At 59.9% G+C, this 17,325-nt stretch carries 13 protein-coding genes; 6 read left to right on the top strand and 7 right to left on the bottom strand.

The annotated features are described in order from the left end of the window. Positions 1–9 precede the first annotated feature (9 nt). Complete coding sequence (locus RGM3321_RS23130) at positions 10–1,242, bottom strand: NRAMP family divalent metal transporter (protein ID WP_244394983.1); 1,233 nt, start codon at positions 1,240–1,242, stop codon at positions 10–12. Between the two features lie 253 nt (positions 1,243–1,495). Between RGM3321_RS23130 and RGM3321_RS23125 the strand changes: the two genes are divergently transcribed. Together RGM3321_RS23125 and selO are read left to right on the top strand one after the other, a co-directional pair. After that, positions 1,496–2,161 carry a GntR family transcriptional regulator gene (locus tag RGM3321_RS23125; RefSeq protein ID WP_244394982.1) on the top strand — a complete coding sequence of 222 codons (666 nt, stop codon included), beginning with the start codon at positions 1,496–1,498 and terminating at the stop codon, positions 2,159–2,161. 138 nt (positions 2,162–2,299) lie between these two features. After that, complete coding sequence (selO, locus tag RGM3321_RS23120; RefSeq protein WP_244394981.1) at positions 2,300–3,763, top strand: protein adenylyltransferase SelO; 1,464 nt, start codon at positions 2,300–2,302, stop codon at positions 3,761–3,763. Positions 3,764–3,867: 104 nt separating this feature from the next. Here the strand turns inward: selO and RGM3321_RS23115 are convergent, their stop codons facing one another. The 6 genes from RGM3321_RS23115 to pilG are packed head-to-tail and all read right to left on the bottom strand — an operon-like array spanning position 3,868 to position 13,800. Beyond that, positions 3,868–4,338 (bottom strand): chemotaxis protein CheW, encoded by a 471-nt coding sequence (locus RGM3321_RS23115; protein WP_244394980.1) that lies wholly within the window; start codon positions 4,336–4,338, stop codon positions 3,868–3,870. Continuing rightward, positions 4,331–10,285 (bottom strand): Hpt domain-containing protein, encoded by a 5,955-nt coding sequence (locus RGM3321_RS23110; RefSeq protein ID WP_244394979.1) that lies wholly within the window; start codon positions 10,283–10,285, stop codon positions 4,331–4,333. Before RGM3321_RS23110 ends, RGM3321_RS23115 begins: the two co-directional genes overlap by 8 nt. A 47-nt stretch (positions 10,286–10,332) precedes the next feature. Beyond that, positions 10,333–12,375, bottom strand: coding sequence for a methyl-accepting chemotaxis protein (locus RGM3321_RS23105; RefSeq protein ID WP_244394978.1), 2,043 nt, complete (start codon positions 12,373–12,375; stop codon positions 10,333–10,335). A 48-nt stretch (positions 12,376–12,423) separates the two neighbouring features. Beyond that, positions 12,424–12,963: a chemotaxis protein CheW gene (locus RGM3321_RS23100; protein WP_002551740.1), complete on the bottom strand. Its 540-nt coding sequence runs from the start codon at positions 12,961–12,963 to the stop codon at positions 12,424–12,426. A 14-nt stretch (positions 12,964–12,977) separates the two neighbouring features. Beyond that, positions 12,978–13,343 (bottom strand): twitching motility response regulator PilH, encoded by a 366-nt coding sequence (gene pilH / locus RGM3321_RS23095; protein WP_003316741.1) that lies wholly within the window; start codon positions 13,341–13,343, stop codon positions 12,978–12,980. Positions 13,344–13,389: 46 nt separating this feature from the next. Then, on the bottom strand, positions 13,390–13,800 hold the full coding sequence (pilG, locus tag RGM3321_RS23090) for a twitching motility response regulator PilG (RefSeq protein ID WP_002551738.1): 411 nt from the start codon (positions 13,798–13,800) through the stop codon (positions 13,390–13,392). Positions 13,801–14,044: 244 nt separating this feature from the next. Between pilG and gshB the strand changes: the two genes are divergently transcribed. The 4 genes from gshB to ruvX all read left to right on the top strand — a co-directional run bounded on the left by gshB (position 14,045) and on the right by ruvX (position 17,150). After that, the gene (gene gshB / locus RGM3321_RS23085) at positions 14,045–15,004 is read left to right on the top strand and encodes a glutathione synthase (RefSeq protein WP_244394977.1); all 960 of its coding nucleotides are present in this window, start codon (positions 14,045–14,047) and stop codon (positions 15,002–15,004) included. 155 nt (positions 15,005–15,159) lie between these two features. Then, the gene (locus RGM3321_RS23080; RefSeq protein ID WP_016982509.1) at positions 15,160–16,062 is read left to right on the top strand and encodes an energy transducer TonB; all 903 of its coding nucleotides are present in this window, start codon (positions 15,160–15,162) and stop codon (positions 16,060–16,062) included. Between the two features lie 75 nt (positions 16,063–16,137). Beyond that, entirely contained in the window at positions 16,138–16,710 is a 573-nt protein-coding gene (locus tag RGM3321_RS23075; RefSeq protein WP_057422023.1) for a YqgE/AlgH family protein, read from the top strand. Further along, on the top strand, positions 16,710–17,150 hold the full coding sequence (gene ruvX / locus RGM3321_RS23070) for a Holliday junction resolvase RuvX (RefSeq protein ID WP_244394976.1): 441 nt from the start codon (positions 16,710–16,712) through the stop codon (positions 17,148–17,150). The genes RGM3321_RS23075 and ruvX overlap by 1 nt, the downstream gene beginning before the upstream one ends. Positions 17,151–17,325: the final 175 nt, after the last annotated feature.

The raw sequence follows: 17,325 nt of genomic DNA, 5'->3' as shown, positions 1-17,325 counted from the left end.
TCTCCGAAATCAGGCTGCATTGATAAAGGCAAAGATGGCTCCCGCCGATTTGAACGCCATGTACCACGACAACAGGCAGGTCAGCACACCCAGCACCAGCAGCCAGCGAGGGTAGTGGTAGCCGTCCATCAGGTCGGACCGACGCCAGCCGACGTACATGAAAATGCTCAGACCCAGAGGCAGAATCAGGCCGTTGAAGCCACCGGCAAATACCAGCAGCGCGGCCGGTGGTTTGCCCCACATTACGTATACGACCACGGTAATCAGAATAAAGCCGACAGTGGCAAGGTTGCGCGCTCGCTCGGTGATACGTTTGGAAAACACCGTGATGAACGACATGGAAGTATAGGAGGCACCGATTACGCTGCTGATACCGGCAGCCCAGAGCACCAGACCGAACATCATCAGGCCGAAGTTGCCGGCCGCAGCACCGAACGCCTGGGCTGCAGGGTTCGCGCCCTGGCCGGACACATCAATGACGACGCCACTGGCAACCACACCCAGAATCGCCAGAAACAATACGTAACGGGCGATGCCGGTGACCAGAATACCGGTCAGTGCGGCCTTGGATACCACGTCGATGTTTTCCACCCCGACCGTACCGCGATCCAGCAAACGGTGAGCCCCCGCGTAAGTGATATAGCCGCCGACCGTGCCGCCGACGATGGTGGTGATGGCGGCGAAATCGACCATGTCCGGCAATACCGTCTGACGCAGCGCCTCGCCCAGCGGCGGGTGCGAGGCGAAGGCGGCGAACAGGATCAGGCAGACTTTCAAGGTGCCCAGCACCATCATGATGCGGTCCATCGCAATACCCGCACGGTGCGACGAGAAGATCGCAATGGCGATCAGCGCGCTCAAGGCGCCACCCCATTTGGGATCAAGGCCGATCAAGGCATTCAACCCCAGCCCTGCACCGGCAATGTTGCCCAGACTGAATACCAGCCCGCCGAAAATGACCAGCACCGCCAGCAGGTAACCGCTGCCGGGGATCGCCGCGTTGGCCAGGTCCGATGCGCGCATTCTGGTCAGCGTGACAATGCGCCAGACATTCAACTGCACCACGAAGTCGATCAGGATCGACGCCAGAATGCCAAAGGCAAACGCCGCCCCCAGGGTCGCGGTGAAGGTGGCTGTCTGGGTCAGAAAGCCTGGGCCGATGGCAGAGGTCGCCATCATGAAGATCGCGGCGATCAATGAGGCGCGACGCGCCTTGGTGAACTCATTGGCAGTCTGTGTCACGGCGGCATTCCTGAGATGAGAGGTAACCTGCCAGAGCAATGAGCATGCCAGAGGGCATTAAACAGCGCCAAGTTGTAGATACATAAAGATAATATTGTTGAACAATCCATATGTTATGGATCAACAATACGCACCATATTGTTACGCTTGAACTCAAGTGTGCTACCTGATGAAGCATCGGATGGCCTTCGTCCTTGCCAGCCAATGAGCTGTCGTGGAATATCGACTCGGCTTTTCTTTCTCCGGACCCTTTATGAACGACGCTGCTTCTCTCCTCCCTCGTACGCTTGGAGAATCCATCACCACAGAGCTTCGCAGAATGCTGGTCGAGGGTGAGCTGGTTCCCGGTCAACGCCTTTCGGAAGCGGCGCTGGCCGAAAGCCTGCAGATTTCCCGCAATACCTTGAGAGAAGCCTTCAGAATTCTGACCCGCGAGGGTTTGCTCACTCATGAACCCAACCGCGGAGTGACCGTGGCCAAGCCTGACATGGCCTCGATCATCGATATTTATCGCATCCGGCGCTTCATCGAATGCAGGGCGATTGCCCAGGCGTATCCGCAGCATCCTGGCGTGCAGAATATGCGCAATGCGGTCGAGGCAGGCGTGCGCGCCCGTCAAGCCAATGACTGGATTGCCGTGGGCACCGCCAACATGAAGTTTCACAAGGCCATCGTCGAACTGTCCGACAGCCCGCGACTGGTAGCGTTTTATGCGCAGATCTCGGCAGAATTGCGTCTGGCTTTCGGGCTGCTCAACAATCCGGAATTGCTCCACTCGCCCTACCTGGACATGAATGCTGCCGTGCTCGGCTGCCTCGACGCTGGCAAGACCGATGAAGCGACCCATATGCTTGAAGAATATCTGGTGCAATCAGAGCGCACGATCCTGGCCGCCTTCGAGCGAAGCCGGGCCCGGTAGTCCGGGCGTCTACCTGATCGCCAGAACTACCACCCAGGGACCCGGTCTACGGGTTCTGACCGTTGCAACACGCCCGACGAGCCAGGCAGGCCGCCGCTTCGTTGAAAGCCTGAAATTCCCCTCTGGAGGCGCTACGTTTTGAAAGCACTCGACGAACTCATTTTCGACAACCGCTTTGCCCGTCTGGGCGATGCGTTCTCCACCTCCGTGCTGCCTGAGCCCATCGAAACGCCGCGGCTTGTGGTTGCAAGCCAGTCAGCGCTGGCGCTGCTGGATTTGGCCCCTGAACAAGCCGATCTGCCGCTGTTCGCGGAGATATTCAGCGGCCACAAGCTGTGGTCCGAAGCCGAGCCGCGAGCTATGGTTTATTCCGGCCATCAGTTTGGCTCCTACAACCCGCGCCTGGGTGACGGCCGCGGGCTGTTGCTGGGCGAGGTGTATAACGACGCAGGCGAGCACTGGGACCTGCACCTCAAGGGCGCGGGCCGCACGCCGTACTCGCGGATGGGTGACGGGCGCGCCGTGCTGCGTTCGTCGATCCGTGAGTTTCTGGCTTCCGAAGCATTGCACGCTTTGGGTATCCCCAGCAGCCGTGCCGGTTGCGTAGTCAGCTCCAGCACGCCGGTATGGCGCGAGACCCAGGAACACGCCGCGATGGTGCTGCGTCTGGCGCAGAGCCATGTGCGCTTCGGCAGTCTTGAATACTTCTTCTACACCAAACAGCCAGAGCAGTTGAAGACGCTGGCCGAACATGTGCTGACCATGCATTACCCGCATTGTCAGGAGCAGCCAGAGCCGTATCTGGCGATGTTCCGCGAAATCGTCGAGCGTAACGCCGAGCTGATTGCCAAGTGGCAGGCCTACGGTTTCTGCCACGGCGTGATGAACACCGACAACATGTCGATTCTGGGTATTACCTTCGATTTCGGGCCGTTTGCGTTTCTGGATGATTTCGACGAGCACTTCATCTGTAACCACTCCGATCACGAGGGCCGCTACTCCTTCAGCAATCAGGTACCTATCGCACAATGGAACCTGAGCGCACTGGCACAGGCGCTAACGCCTTTCATCAGCGTGGAAGCGTTACGCGAGACTATCGGCTTGTTCCTGCCGCTTTATCAAGCGCACTACCTGGACCTGATGCGTCGTCGCCTGGGCCTGACCATTGCCCAAGAGCAGGACGAACAACTGGTCAGCCAATTGTTGAAGCTGATGCAGAACAGTGGCGTGGACTACACCCTGTTTTTCCGCCGCCTGGGCGATCAGCCCGCCGCAGAAGCGCTGCGCACATTGCGCGACGACTTCGTCGACATAAAGGGCTTCGATGGCTGGGCAGAAGCGTATTTGGCGCGTATTGCCGGGGAGCACAACGGCACCGAGCAGGAGCGTCAAACCCGCATGCACGCGGTCAATCCGCTGTACATCCTGCGTAACTACCTGGCCCAGAACGCTATCGCCGCAGCGGAAAAAGGTGACTATGCAGAAGTCCGCCGCCTGTATCAGGTGCTCTGCACGCCCTTCACCGAACAACCCGACATGCAAGGCTACGCCCAGCGACCACCGGACTGGGGCAAGCATCTGGAGATCAGTTGTTCGTCGTGAGGCGTTTGCCCCCTATAGTGCCCATGCTCAGCGTGGGCGATAACCTGACTATCGTGCGACGCTCCGCGTCGCATGCCGTTCTGGACGCTCTGCGTCCTCTTTATCTATGACAGCCCTGCATCCACCAGCCACAGCTCCAGCCCTTCCAGGTCGGGGATGCGCGCCACGGTTTCGCCGATCTGTACGGCAGCCAGCTCCAGCTCGGCCAGTGGGACGTCGACGTAGCTCAACTGGCTGTCGACTTTGCACGAGCGCGGAATGCCTTGGGTGAGTAACGCAATGAACCTGACGTCGTTGCGCCCGCCCAGTGCATTGAGCACTACAATCCGTGCCCGGCCACCCACGCGGGTGCGGCCTCCGCAGGCGGCCTCGAAGCTGAGCAGCGGCAAGGTCAGCTCGCGCCATCTGATCGGTCCCAGATACCACTCGGGAGCGCCCGGCTCTGCGCTGCAGTCCTGATAGTCGATCAACTCGGCGACCGCGACGTTGGGCAGCAGCAAATGCCGGTCACTCAACGGCAACAGCAGGCCGGTAAGGCTGGTCAGGCGACTGGTCTGGAACGTACCTTCAGACATGGACCTGACTCCAGTAAGCAATACTCTCCAGCAACACGGTTTCCTGATAAGGCTTGCTCAGATACTCGTTGACGCCCACCGCCATGGCCCGATCACGGTGCTTCTGGCCCGAGCGGGAAGTGATCATGATGATGGGCAGTTCCTTGAGCTGTTCGTCCTGGCGGATCTGGCTGGCCACTTCAAAGCCGTCCATGCGCGGCATTTCGATATCCAGCAGCATGATGTCAGGCGTGTGCTCCTGCAACAGGGTCATGGCGTCAATCCCGTCCTTGGCGGTCAGCACATGCATGCCGTGGCGCTCAAGCAACCGGCTGGTAACTTTGCGCACCGTGACCGAATCGTCCACCACCATCACCAGCAACGGCCTGGCGTGCTCGGCTTCGTGGTAGGCAGGCGCCAACCCTCTGAAAGGCAAGCCCTGCAAGGTACGAATCTGCGCCATCAGATCGAGAATCAGCACCACCCGGCCGTCACCCAGAATGGTCGCACCGGAGATACCCTGCACTCTGGAGAACTGCGCGCCAAGGCTCTTGACCACAATTTCGCGTGAACCGGCCAACGCATCGACCTGCACCGCCACCCACTGATCCTGCAAATGCACCAGCAATACCGGCAGCGGCTGCAATTGCCCGGCCAGCCTGGGCGGACTGCTGCCCAGCAACTCGCCCAGATAACGCAGTTCGTAACTGCGTCCGCCGTATTGATAACGCTGCGGGCTGGTCTGGTAATAGCCATCCAGCTCGTTGGCCATGACGCGCACGATGCCATCGACGGTATTGAGCGGCACTGCATATTGCTCTTCGCCGCAGGTAACCATCAGCGCACGGTTGACCGACACCGAAATAGGCAGGCGAATACGGAAGCGCGTGCCCTTGCCAGGCACCGAGTCGATGACCATCGAGCCGCCCAGTTGTTTGACCTCGGCATGCACCACATCCATGCCGACGCCACGTCCGGAAATCTGGGTGATGATCTCGCTGGTGGAAAACCCCGCCTGCAGAATGAACGGCAAAACCTCATGGTCGGACAGATCGGCATCCGGATGGATCATGCCGCGTTTGATGGCCTTGCGGCGCACGGCTGCCAGGTCGACGCCCGAGCCGTCATCGCTCAACTCGATCACCATATCGCCGCCTTCATACATCAGTTCAAGGCTGATATGGCCCTGCTCCGGCTTACCGGCAGCGATGCGTTTCTCGGTGCTTTCCAGGCCATGATCAACAGCGTTGCGCAGCATATGTTCCAGCGGCGCGACCATCCTTTCCAGCACATTGCGGTCCATTTCACCGTCGGCATTACCGACCTCGAACTGGACCTTCTTGTGCAGTTCCGAGGCAACCTGACGCACCACGCGACGCAAACGCGGCACCAGGCGCTCGAACGGCACCATGCGCGTACGCATCAGGCCTTCCTGCAACTGGGTGTTGACCCTGGCCTGTTGTGACAGCAGCGTTTCAGCATCGCGGGCCCGCGCGCCGAGGGTTTCCTTGAGGTCCATCAGGTCGGAGGCAGACTCGAAAAGCGCACGCGACAACTGTTGCAACTGCGAATGACGGTCCATTTCCAGCGGGTCGAATTCCTCATAACCCAGCCGCTCGGCCTGAACCTGTTCACGACTGAGAATGCGGCCCTGGGTTTCTATATCCAGGCGACGCAATTGATCGCGCATCCGCTCGATAGTGGTTTCAACTTCCAGCAGCGCGACCTGTGAATCAAGAATCTGCTGTTCGATCCGCCCGCGGAAAATGGACGTTTCACCGGCCAGGTTGACCAGGTCTTCCAGTTGCTCGGCGGGCACCTTGACCATTTCCGGCCCACTGCGCTCGACCTCGCCGTCAGCAGCGGGCGCGACGGCCACCACGGACTCAGAAGCGACTTCAAAGGCTTGCGCAACCACCGGCTCGCCCACCGGTTGATCGCTGGCCAGTCTGCGGATGCTTTCAATCAGCAGCGAGGCATCAGGCAGCGGCTTTTCGTTACGCACTGCGTCGAGCATGTCAGCCAGCACATCGTGACCACTTTGCAACAAGCTAATCATCAATGGCACAGGTTGCAGGTTGCCGGCAGAAAGCCCTTCGTAAAGCGTTTCCAGCTCGTGGGCCAGGTCGCCTATCGGGGCGATTTCGACCATCCGCGCACCGCCCTTGAGGGTGTGCAGGTCGCGCAGCAGGTTTTCGACTTCCAGCAGGTTGTGCGGATCAGCCTGCCAGCGGGCCAGCGCAGCGCCCGAGCTTTCGATGATATCGAAACCCTCCTCAAGGAAGACTTCATGCAGCTCGGTGTCATGCTCGGGAAGATCTTCGCTGGCCGCTGGCGACGCCTGCACATCAGACCCCGAGCTCTCGAGCGTGCGGCAGCGGCCCAGCGCTTCGATCAAGGCCGAGGGATCACTGAGCGCTTCCTGCCGATACAACTGCTCCAGCAGAATCGCCAGATGGTCGTGACTCTCGTGCAGCAGTTCGGCCAGCGCTGGCGAATGGTTGAAGCGCCGGTCGATCAAGCCTTCGTAGAGGTTTTCCAGTTCGTGGGCAAGGTCGCCCACCTCGGCCACCTCAGCCATCCGCGCGCCGCCCTTGAGCGTGTGCAGGTCACGCTGCAGTGAGGCCAGCGGCGCGGAGTTTTCCGGATCAGCCAGCCAGCGCTGTAAGGCCTGACCGGCGCTGTCGAGGATATCGACGGCCTCTTCCAGAAATATCTCGACGATCTCGTCGTCCGGGCCGGCAGTTTCAGTGTGCTCGGCCTCACTGGCCAATTGCTCGGTGGCCGCGTTGAGTTCGGTAACGCTCAGGGTCCGGTGACCATCGCTCTTGACCAGACCGGTCGCCGAAGGGTCCAGCGCCTGATCCAGCAACTGGTTCAAGGCACGCACGCATTCGGGACGCGGTTCGACATCCTGACCGGCAGCCACCTGATCAAGCATATTGATCAACGCTTCGTGGGCGTTCTCTGCCGCATCGAAAAAGCGTTCGCTGACCGCCAGGCTGCTTTCCTCGACCGCTCCGTAAAGGTCGAGCAAGGCTTCGCAGAGTTCATCGACCTGCGGCAGATCGGCCAGATGCGCGCCATGCCCCAGCGTGGTCAGTTCATCGAGCAACGCGCTCAGCTCCTGACGTTCGCCGGGGTGCTGACGCCAACGCCGCAACAGGTTTTCCGCATCCAGGACGATGTCCATGCCTTCGGCCAGAAAGCCGGCAAGCAGCGTGGGATTGCGCTTGATCCGCAGGCCACTGTCCGACTCGCGCAGCACCACGGTGAGGCGCTCGTTGAGCAGCGCCAGAGCCGCTTCGATCAGCTCCGCAGCACCCGCAATGGTTGCCAGCGGGGTTGTGTCGAGTTGCTTGAGCCCGCTGTGCAACAACGGTTCTGCGCTGCGCAGCAGGGCGAGTTCGGGCGCGCCGATGTCGATAAGGTTGGCTTTGTATTCACGCACCAACTGGTCGAGCGGGCTGGCCAGTTCGGCAATCGGCAACACGCCGGCCATGTGTGCGCTGCCTTTGAGGGTGTGCAGCGCACGCAGCACTGCGTCGCTGATCGAAGGCGATGCCGATTGTTCCGCGTTGTCGAGGAAGCGACCCAGGGTATTCAGATGCCCGAGCGCTTCCTGACGGAAAATTTCCAGCAATTGTGGATCAAGCGCGTCGCCTGGCCCTGGGGCTGCGGGCAGTACCGGCAGCTCAAGTCCATTGGCCAGCGCATGGGCACGGGCCGCCAGCAGGTCGACATCGTTACGCTGGCGCTGCGCATCCTCGGCGAAATCGCGAATCACCGACGGCAGCAGCGTCAGCACTTCGCTCATCAATTGCTGAACTTCAAGGCCCGGCAGCACATCGCCTTCCAGCACCCGGTTGAGCAGGTTCTCCACCGACCAGGCCAGTTCACTGAGGATCAGCGCACGCACCATCCGGCCGCTGCCCTTGAGCGTATGAAACGCTCGGCGCACTTCGGTCAGTGCGGTGCTGTCCCAATGACCGCCACTGCCCAGCGAGGCAAACCAGCGCGGCAGATACTCGCGCAGTGCATCGAGGACCTCGTCTGCCTCTTCCAGAAAGACTTCGCGCAACTCTTCGTCCACTGCCTCTTCATCTGCCGAGGGCGGCAACAGGCTGGTGGGTACATTGCGGGCAGGCGGATTGACTGCTGAAACCGGACTGGCGAGGACCTGGGCAATGGTTTGCGCAGGGCTGACCAGCGCCTTGCGATCGTCCAGTTCCAGCAACTCGTCCTGCGTAATGATTTCTTCCAGCAACGGCACTTCAAGGGTGTCCGCGGCGGGCGTATAGCCCAGCCGCGCCAGGCTTTGCTGGGCCATGTCGAGCACTTGGTCACCCGGCGCCTGATGGTCTTCGAGCATGCGCTCCAGGTAATACTCGATGCCGGTGATGGTGTCGGCCAGGCAATCGAGCTGAACCCAGGTGGGACGGGTTTCGTCCACCAGCAGGTGTTCCTGAATGTATTCGTTGCAGGCGGCCAGCAGGCTGGCAGCACGGGCCAGCGGGATCATCGCCAGCGCACCGCGAACCTGCACGATCAGCGCGCAAAGCGGGTCGAGCCGCTGGCGGTCCCACTCGCCGTCGATGTAATCGAGGATCACGTCCTTGGCCTGCTGCAATACCGTGCGGGCCTCGCGAATCACCAGCTGATGAATCTGCGTCAGATCAGTGGTCGGCAGGCGGCTTTCTTCGCGGCTGGTCTGTTCGTTGCTCCCGGCCATGCCCGCAAGGGTAGATTCGACATAGAGCAAGGCACCTGCAACATCCATCAGCGCGCCGTCACTGGGCTCGCGCTGCCCCTGCGCCAGGCCGAGGACGACAGAAAGCTGATCGATGATCACCTTTCGCGGCTGGCCGAAGCCAAGCACCGCCAGGGTATCGGCGATCTGCCGCAACGGCGGCAGCAAGGCGTTGAGCTCACTGACATGCTGGCGGTCACCACGCACGAACACATCGAGCCGTTCCTTGACCCGGACCAGCCCCTCGCACAAGGCTACGATTACCGAGCGCATGGCATCGCGGTCCGGCCCGGCCATACGTGCGCGTTCTTCGTTGACCACATCGTTGCCGGGCAAGGCATCGGCCAGCGCGTACTGGTCTTTGAGATCGAGCATCTTCGGTGCCAGGCTGTCGGACTTGGCGATGTAGAACAGCAGGCTTTTCAGCAGCTCTTCGGGGGCAGGCTGATTGATGCCAGTCACGCCCTGCTCGGCTAGCCGTTTGAGTTCCTTGTCGGCATCTTTCAACAGGCTGCGCAGGGCCGGGCTGTTGGTGAAGTTGCCGTTGAGCATGGTTTCGACCAGCGCCGAGGCGATTCGCCAGAGCGGCCCGAGCGGCGCGTCCTCACACAACTGCTCCAGCCGGGCAAACACCTTGGCCATGTAACCGAGCTGGGTCTGAACGCCCTGTTCGCGCATCAGTCCCGCCAGCGCCGCCTGCAAGGTCTGACGCAGCTTGCGCAGCAGGTTGGGTAATTCCGGGGTATTGCGCCGCGCCAGCTCCTGTTCATCGAGCGGCGGCACGATGACCAGTTGCGGGGCGAACAAGCTGGTTTCCGAGAGCAGACTTTCGCCCCGCGCACTGCGCAGGTCATTGAGCAACGGCAACACCACCAACGGCAGGTCGCGGCGCGCGGAGTGGATACGCTCCAGATAAACCGGCAACTGACTCATGGCCTGAATCAGCAGTTGCTCGGACTCCACCGGATGGCTGACACGGTTCTGCTGGACCGCCAGCGCCAGTTGCTCGATTTCCTCGGCCAGCAACGCCGCGCCGTAAAACTCGATCATCTGCAGGCTGCCGTGAACCTGATGCACCAGGTTCAGACACTCGGCCATCGCCGCGCTGTTGGCCGGGTCTTCGATGAAGGCATCCAGCTGGTTGCGGGCCTGGCGCAGCGTTTCGGCGATTTCGCCCTTAAGCCATTCAAGGGCCACGTAATCGTGACGATCAGCCATGACGAGTACCGCCTGTTACCCAATCAAGGTTGTTCATTGGTTGTACATCATCCGGCTTTCTTCGATGACGGCAGGGCAAAACCCGATACCGAACGACGCATTTCGCTGGCCATTTTTGCCAGATTGCCGATGCTTTCGGCCGTGGCCGAGGTGCCCGAGGTGGTCTGCGAGGTGGTCTGCTGAATGACGGTCATGATCTGTGAAATCTGTCCGGCCGACTCGGCCTGCTGGTGAGCGGCATCGGTGATACTTTCGATCAGTTCGGCCAGCACTCGGGAAACCCCTTCGATTTCCCCCAGCGCTACCCCGGCGTCCTGCGCCAGTCGTGCGCCGCGCACCACTTCGCTGGTGGTCTGCTCCATGGAGATGACCGCCTCGTTGGTGTCGTTCTGAATGGCCCGCACCAGCGTTTCGATCTGCTTGGTGGCAGACGACGAGCGCTCGGCCAGCCGTTGTACTTCGTCAGCCACCACGGCAAAGCCGCGTCCGGCGTCACCGGCCATAGAAGCCTGAATGGCCGCGTTGAGGGCCAGAATATTGGTCTGATCGGCAATGTCGTCGATCAGGCTGACAATATCGCCGATCTCCTGAGAAGACTCACCCAGACGTTTGATGCGCTTGGAAGTATCCTGAATCTGTTCGCGAATGTTATCCATGCCGTGGATGGTGTTGTGTACGACCTCGTTGCCCTTGTTGGCAATCGCTACAGAGCGCTCTGCCACCGCCGAGGACTCCGATGCATTGGTCGACACCTGATCGATGGACGCTGCCATGTCGTTGATTGCCGTCGAAGCAGCGCTGATCTGCAGCGCCTGATGCTCCGAGGCAGCAGACAATTGCATGGCCGTGGCCTGCGTTTCGGTAACGGCAGCAGCAACCTGTTCGGCCGTCAGGTTGATGGTCACCACCAGTTCGCGCAACTGGTCGATGGAGTAATTGATGGAATCGGCAATCGCGCCGGTGAAATCTTCGGTCACCGAGGCCGTCACCGTCAGATCACCGTCAGCGAGGTTTTCGATCTCGTCCAGCAAACGCATGATCGCCGTCTGGTTACGCTCGCTCTTCTGCGCGGTTTCGCGCAACTGACGGTTGGTTTCGCGGACCATGACCAGACCGATAAGGATGATCGACATCAGCGCCAGCAAACCCAGCACATAACCACCGACGGTATTCACAGTACGGCGCTTGGCCATGTTTTCCAGGCTGTTGGTGAGTACCGAGGTTTCATCCAGCAGGGTCTGTGAGGTGTTGAAAATGTTGCCGGACGCCTCACGCACCTGATACAGCTCGGGCGAGGTTTCAAGAATCTCGTCCACCGAGCCGGACACGAACTCGAACAGCTCGGCAATTTCCGCCAGCCGTGCACGGGCATCGCGGTCTTCGACCTGGGAGATTCGTAGCGTGGCGTTGCCCTCCAGCATGCCGTTGAGCACACGACCAAACTGGCTGGCATCGCGGCCAAACGCATCGGCGGCCTGCACCGCTGTTTCGTCACCGGCCAGCACGGTATTGACCGAGCCGAGGATCCGCTCTGCGAGCAGCGCCTGACGCTGCGCAACCACCACCTGCGCAGCCGGCGCACGGCTTTGCAGAAGGCTTTCAACGACTTTTTCGTATTCGGCCTGCAATTGCGGGATGGTTTCGGCCAGTGTCGCAGCCACCTGATGCAGCGACAAAACCGTCTGTTCGCTGGCCAGAATCACATCGGTACTTTTGCGCAGCCCTTCCCAGTCGCGCTGAACGGTGCGCAATTCGTCGCGTATCAGATCAGGCGCCGCAGGCAGCCCGGTGGCCGGGTCGCCTTTTCTCAGGTAGCCCCAGCGCACGTCGAAATCGTTGCGCGCATCGGCCAGCAGCTTGAACGCCTGGGTTTTACCGGCGGCCGCTTCGGTGGCGTTTTTCGCGATGCGCTGGGATAACACGCGCAGCTCACCAGCATGCCCGATGTACTGTTTGTCGTAGTTCGATTGGGTGTTGAGGTAGGCGAAGTTGGCGAACAGCAACATGATGAAAACGATGAGCGCGACAAATAGCAGAATAATCTGCGTCCGGCTGCGCGCGCCTTCCCTTGATCTGCCTGTATTACTCATTAATCAGGCCCCCGCCTGGATCAATTGTGAAACAAAACAAACCAGAGCCTAAGATGCCAGGTCCATGAAATCTGCAGACTGTACCAGCGCCCACGGACTGAATATCTGCCACGCCTGCTCGCGAATGAACTGCCCGCGCAAGAACGGCGCGATACCTTGATCGATGTCTTGTGATGTCTGGGGTATGAGGCTCAACTGACTGAAACGTTGCATGCCGAACACCTCATCGACCAGCAGACCGGCGAACACATCGTTGTGCTCGACAACCAGCACCCGGCGCTGTTTGCGCGCGGGGGTCAGTTCATGACCGAAAAACCCGCATAAATCCATGAGCGGCAACAGCCGGCCGCGCAGATTGGCGATACCCGCCACCCAGAACTTCACGCCCGGCATCACCGCATGATGAGGCTCGTGAAGGATTTCGGCGATTTCGCCGATAGGCGCTACGAAACGCTGCTCACCCATCCGGAAACCGATGCCGACCCAATCCTGCTGATGAGCTTCCTGCAGCGGCAGGCCCGCCGCCAGCGAACGACAGCGTCGATCCATATCAAGAAGCAGTTCAAAGGCGGTACGAGGCTCGGCCATGGCGATTCCGGCAATCAGCCGGCCAGCACCGCATTCAGGGTTTTCATCAGGGTTTCTTCATCCACCGGTTTGGTCAGGTAATCCCGCGCGCCCTGGCGTTTGCCCCAGACCTTGTCGGTCTCCTGATCCTTGGTGGTGATCATGATCACCGGGATCATGCTGGTGTCGGCATCCTTGGTCAGCTGACGCGTAGCCTGAAAGCCGTTGAGCCCGGGCATGACGATGTCCATCAGCACTGCGTCGGGTTTTTCCTGACGGGCCAGAGCCACGCCATCAGCGCCATTTTCGGCCTTGAGCACTTCATGACCGTGCTTTTCCAGCATACCGGTGAGTTTGTACATTTCAGTCGGCGAATCATCGACGATCAATATTCGAGCCATGGGTGTTCCCCGTCAGATTACGAGCGCGCCATATCGAGCGCGGGCGTCATGATATGTGTTGTTCTGCTGCAACGAAGCCCGGCACATGAGCCTTGATCGCGCTGAGCAGTTCTTCCTTGCTGAAAGGCTTTGTCAAAAACTGATCGGAACCGACAATCCGCCCCTTGGCCTTGTCGAACAGGCCGTCCTTGGAGGACAGCATGATGACTGGCGTGGACTTGAATGCGCGGTTGTTCTTGATCAGCGCGCACGTCTGATAACCGTCCAGACGCGGCATCATGATATCTACGAATATGATTCGTGGGTGGTTATCGGCAATCTTGGCCAGCGCGTCGAAACCGTCTATCGCAGTGATGACTTCACAACCTGCGTTTTTAAGCAGCGTTTCGGCGGTGCGGCGAATGGTCTTCGAGTCATCGATGACCATGACTTTCAAGGCGGAGGCGTGTTGTTCCATAGCTGCTCTTCCATCGCCGCAGCGAATTTTTGCGCATTCTGCGAGGCACTGGGAGCCTGACGGTATCGCTTCATTGATCCACAAGGATCGAAAACTGGATACCGAGCCTTTTTAGCATACTCTCCAGACTCAATCCATAAAGCGCACCGTGGCGGGCCTGCCCCTTGACCGGGAGCAAACGGAACGCCACCCTGATGCCAATTTTACGGCCGTTGCGGCCCTTACCGATCAGAGGATATTGCCCATGAGCGTTCGCCTAGGGATTGTCATGGACCCCATTGAGCACATTTCCTATAAAAAGGACAGCTCGCTGGCCATGCTCCTTGCCGCACAGGAACGCGGCTGGTCGCTGTTCTACATGGAACAGAAAGACCTGTATCAGGACGCTGGCCAGGCCCGCGCGCGCATGAAGCCGCTCAAGGTGTTTGCCGACCCGGCCAAATGGTTCGAGTTCGAAGCCGAAGTCGACGCAGGTCTCGACGACCTGGACGTGATCCTGATGCGCAAGGACCCGCCGTTCGACATGGAATTCGTCTACGCCACCTACCTGCTGGAGCAGGCCGAGCGCGCAGGCGTGCTGGTCGTCAACAAGCCGCAGAGCCTGCGTGACTGCAATGAGAAGTTGTTCGCCACGCTGTTCCCCCAATGCACGCCGCCGACCCTGGTCAGCCGCCGCGCCGACATCATTCGCGAATTTGCCGAAAAACATGGCGACGTCATCCTCAAGCCGCTGGACGGCATGGGCGGCGCGTCGATCTTCCGCCATCGGGCGGGCGATCCGAACCTGTCAGTAATCCTCGAAACCCTGACCGCTCACGGCACGCAGCAAATCATGGCACAGGGCTACCTGCCCGCCATCAAGGACGGCGACAAGCGCATTCTGATGGTCGATGGCGAACCGGTCCCGTATTGCCTGGCGCGCATCCCTGCCGCCGGTGAAACACGTGGCAACCTGGCCGCAGGCGGGCGTGGCGAAGCCCGTCCGCTAAGCGACAAGGACCGCTGGATAGCCGAACAGATCGGCCCCACCCTGCGCGAAAAAGGCCTGTTGTTCGTCGGCCTCGACGTGATCGGTGAGCACCTGACCGAAATCAACGTCACCAGCCCGACCTGCATCCGCGAAATCGACAACGCCTTCGGCACCAACATTGGTGGGCTACTGATGGACGCGATCGAGAAGAAGTTGCAGGCGCGCAAGGGCTGATCAACGGCTGACGTCGCTGGCCACGGATCAACCGTGTGCCACGGCGTCCCTTCGTCTGATCCGCAACGGAGCTTCGCCGTACATTGCGTTATCATGCGCCACCTGTAACACGACACGGATTTTGACATGCAGGCTGACGAGATGCTGAACCGCCAATGACATCCATGGCCAGAAACGACCTCCCCCTCGAACTCGCCAATGTGGGTGTGCGTCCTGCCGATCGCCTGGGCTTTACCATGATGATCGCGGCGCTGATCCACCTCGCGGTGATCCTTGGCGTGGGTTTCACCTATGTAAAGCCGGAGCAGATCTCGCAGACCCTGGAAATCACCCTCGCCACGTTCAAAAGCGAAGAAAAGCCTAAGCAGGCGGATTTTCTGGCACAGGACGATCAACAGGGCAGTGGCACGCTGGACAAGGCCGAAACGCTCAAGACCACCGAGCTGGCGCCGTATCAGGACACCAAGGTCAACAAGGTCACCCCGCCTCCGGCCAGCAAACCTGTGGTCAAGCAGGAAGCGCCCAAGACCGCCGTCGCGACCACTGCGCCCAGCCAGCAGAAAACCGTCGCCAAACGCGATGAGGTCAAGCCCGAGCCAACCACCAAGGCCGCACCGACCTTTGACAGCTCGGAGCTGAGCAACGAAATTGCCAGCCTGGAAGCCGAACTGTCGACCGAGCAGCAGCTTTACGCCAAGCGCCCGAAGATCCACCGCCTCAATGCGGCCTCGACCATGCGCGACAAAGGTGCCTGGTACAAGGACGACTGGCGCAAGAAGGTCGAGCGGGTCGGAAACCTGAACTATCCTGAGGAAGCACGACGCAAGCAGATCTATGGCAATTTGCGACTTCTTGTGTCAATAAATCGGGACGGCTCGCTGTATGAAGTGCTGGTGCTTGAATCATCAGGGCAACCTTTGCTGGATCAGGCTGCACAACGAATCGTGCGTCTGGCGGCACCTTTTGCGCCGTTTACCGGCGATCTGGCCGACATCGACCGGCTGGAGATCATCCGCACCTGGAAATTTGCACGCGGCGACAAGCTGTCAAGCAATTGAATTTTTTGCCAACTGACACCTGACACGTACAAGTGTCAGTTGTCAGGCACGCAAGGCAACGCCAAACTAGGACTCATGAAAAAAGTCTCCCCGAGTTATCTAAAGCACCAGTTCCTGATCGCCATGCCCCACATGCACGACGAGAACTTTGCTCAGACCTTGACCTACGTTGTCGAGCACAACGCCAATGGTGCAATGGGGCTGGTGATCAACCGCCCTCAAAGCCTGACCCTGGCAGATGTACTCGAACAGCTGCGACCGGAGCTTCCTGCGCCAAAGCGCTGCCAGGAAATCGCCATACATTCGGGCGGCCCGGTGCAAACCGATCGCGGCTTTGTCCTGCATCCCAGTGGCCAGACGTTTCAGGCCACAGTCAATCTTCCCGGCGGAATTTCGCTGTCGACCTCGCAGGACGTGCTGTTTTCCATCGCCGATGGCTACGGCCCTGATCAAAATGTGATTACCCTCGGCTACGCGGGGTGGGACGCGGGTCAGCTGGATGCGGAAATGGCTGACAACGCCTGGCTGACCTGCTCGTTTGACCCGGCCATCCTGTTCGATGTCGACAGTGAGCTGCGCCTGGATGCAGCAGCCAGACGCCTGGGCATCAATCTCAACCTCATATCGACCCAGGCAGGGCACGCTTGATGGCCGCTTTACGGCTACTGCTGGGGATTGATTACGGCACCAGACAGATCGGCGTTGCGGTCGGTCAGGCCATTACCGGTCAGGCACGTGAACTCTGTACGCTCAAGGCGCAGAATGGCGTGCCCGACTGGGACAAGGTTCAGGCACTGATCAACGAATGGAAACCTGACGCCATCGTGGTCGGCCTGCCGTTGAACATGGACGGTACGCCCAGCGACATGAGCGCGCGCGCTGAAAAGTTTTCGCGCAAGCTCAACGGACGCTTTGGTGTAACCGTCTACACCCATGATGAACGCCTGACCACCTTCGAAGCCAAAGGCGAGCGCATGGCTCGCGGCGGCCAGAAAGGCAGCTATCGCGACAACCCGGTGGATGCCATTGCCGCTGCGCTGCTTCTGCAAGGCTGGCTGGACGAGCACCCCGAGCTGTTGAATGTGTGACTTTTTCTGCCTTTATCGCTTCGAGATACCCGGATTCCACGTTATCGCTTGAGCATCGCGCCACGGACCAGACTGTGTAAAAACGTCACGAGCGAAGGCAAGACAAGGTAAAAACAGGCGAAAAAGCGGAGTCTAGGTGTTCTAAATGAGCATTTTTCGCCTGTTTTTAACGCAG

Source organism: Pseudomonas sp. RGM 3321 (genome assembly GCF_022836805.1).
Lineage (GTDB): Bacteria > Pseudomonadota > Gammaproteobacteria > Pseudomonadales > Pseudomonadaceae > Aquipseudomonas.
The sequence above is the reverse complement of the archived record's forward strand: the minus strand, read 5'-3'. Positions and strand labels throughout refer to the sequence as shown.

Excerpts from the sequence above, each read along its gene's own strand:
- RGM3321_RS23125 (WP_244394982.1), top strand. The coding sequence starts at position 1,496 with ATGAACGACGCTGCTTCTCTCCTCCCTCGTACGCTTGGAGAATCCATC.
- RGM3321_RS23115 (WP_244394980.1), bottom strand. The coding sequence starts at position 4,338 with ATGTCTGAAGGTACGTTCCAGACCAGTCGCCTGACCAGCCTTACCGGC.
- RGM3321_RS23110 (WP_244394979.1), bottom strand. The coding sequence starts at position 10,285 with ATGGCTGATCGTCACGATTACGTGGCCCTTGAATGGCTTAAGGGCGAA.
- RGM3321_RS23105 (WP_244394978.1), bottom strand. The coding sequence starts at position 12,375 with ATGAGTAATACAGGCAGATCAAGGGAAGGCGCGCGCAGCCGGACGCAG.
- RGM3321_RS23100 (WP_002551740.1), bottom strand. The coding sequence starts at position 12,963 with ATGGCCGAGCCTCGTACCGCCTTTGAACTGCTTCTTGATATGGATCGA.
- pilH (WP_003316741.1), bottom strand. The coding sequence starts at position 13,343 with ATGGCTCGAATATTGATCGTCGATGATTCGCCGACTGAAATGTACAAA.
- pilG (WP_002551738.1), bottom strand. The coding sequence starts at position 13,800 with ATGGAACAACACGCCTCCGCCTTGAAAGTCATGGTCATCGATGACTCG.
- gshB (WP_244394977.1), top strand. The coding sequence starts at position 14,045 with ATGAGCGTTCGCCTAGGGATTGTCATGGACCCCATTGAGCACATTTCC.
- RGM3321_RS23080 (WP_016982509.1), top strand. The coding sequence starts at position 15,160 with ATGACATCCATGGCCAGAAACGACCTCCCCCTCGAACTCGCCAATGTG.
- RGM3321_RS23075 (WP_057422023.1), top strand. The coding sequence starts at position 16,138 with ATGAAAAAAGTCTCCCCGAGTTATCTAAAGCACCAGTTCCTGATCGCC.
- ruvX (WP_244394976.1), top strand. The coding sequence starts at position 16,710 with ATGGCCGCTTTACGGCTACTGCTGGGGATTGATTACGGCACCAGACAG.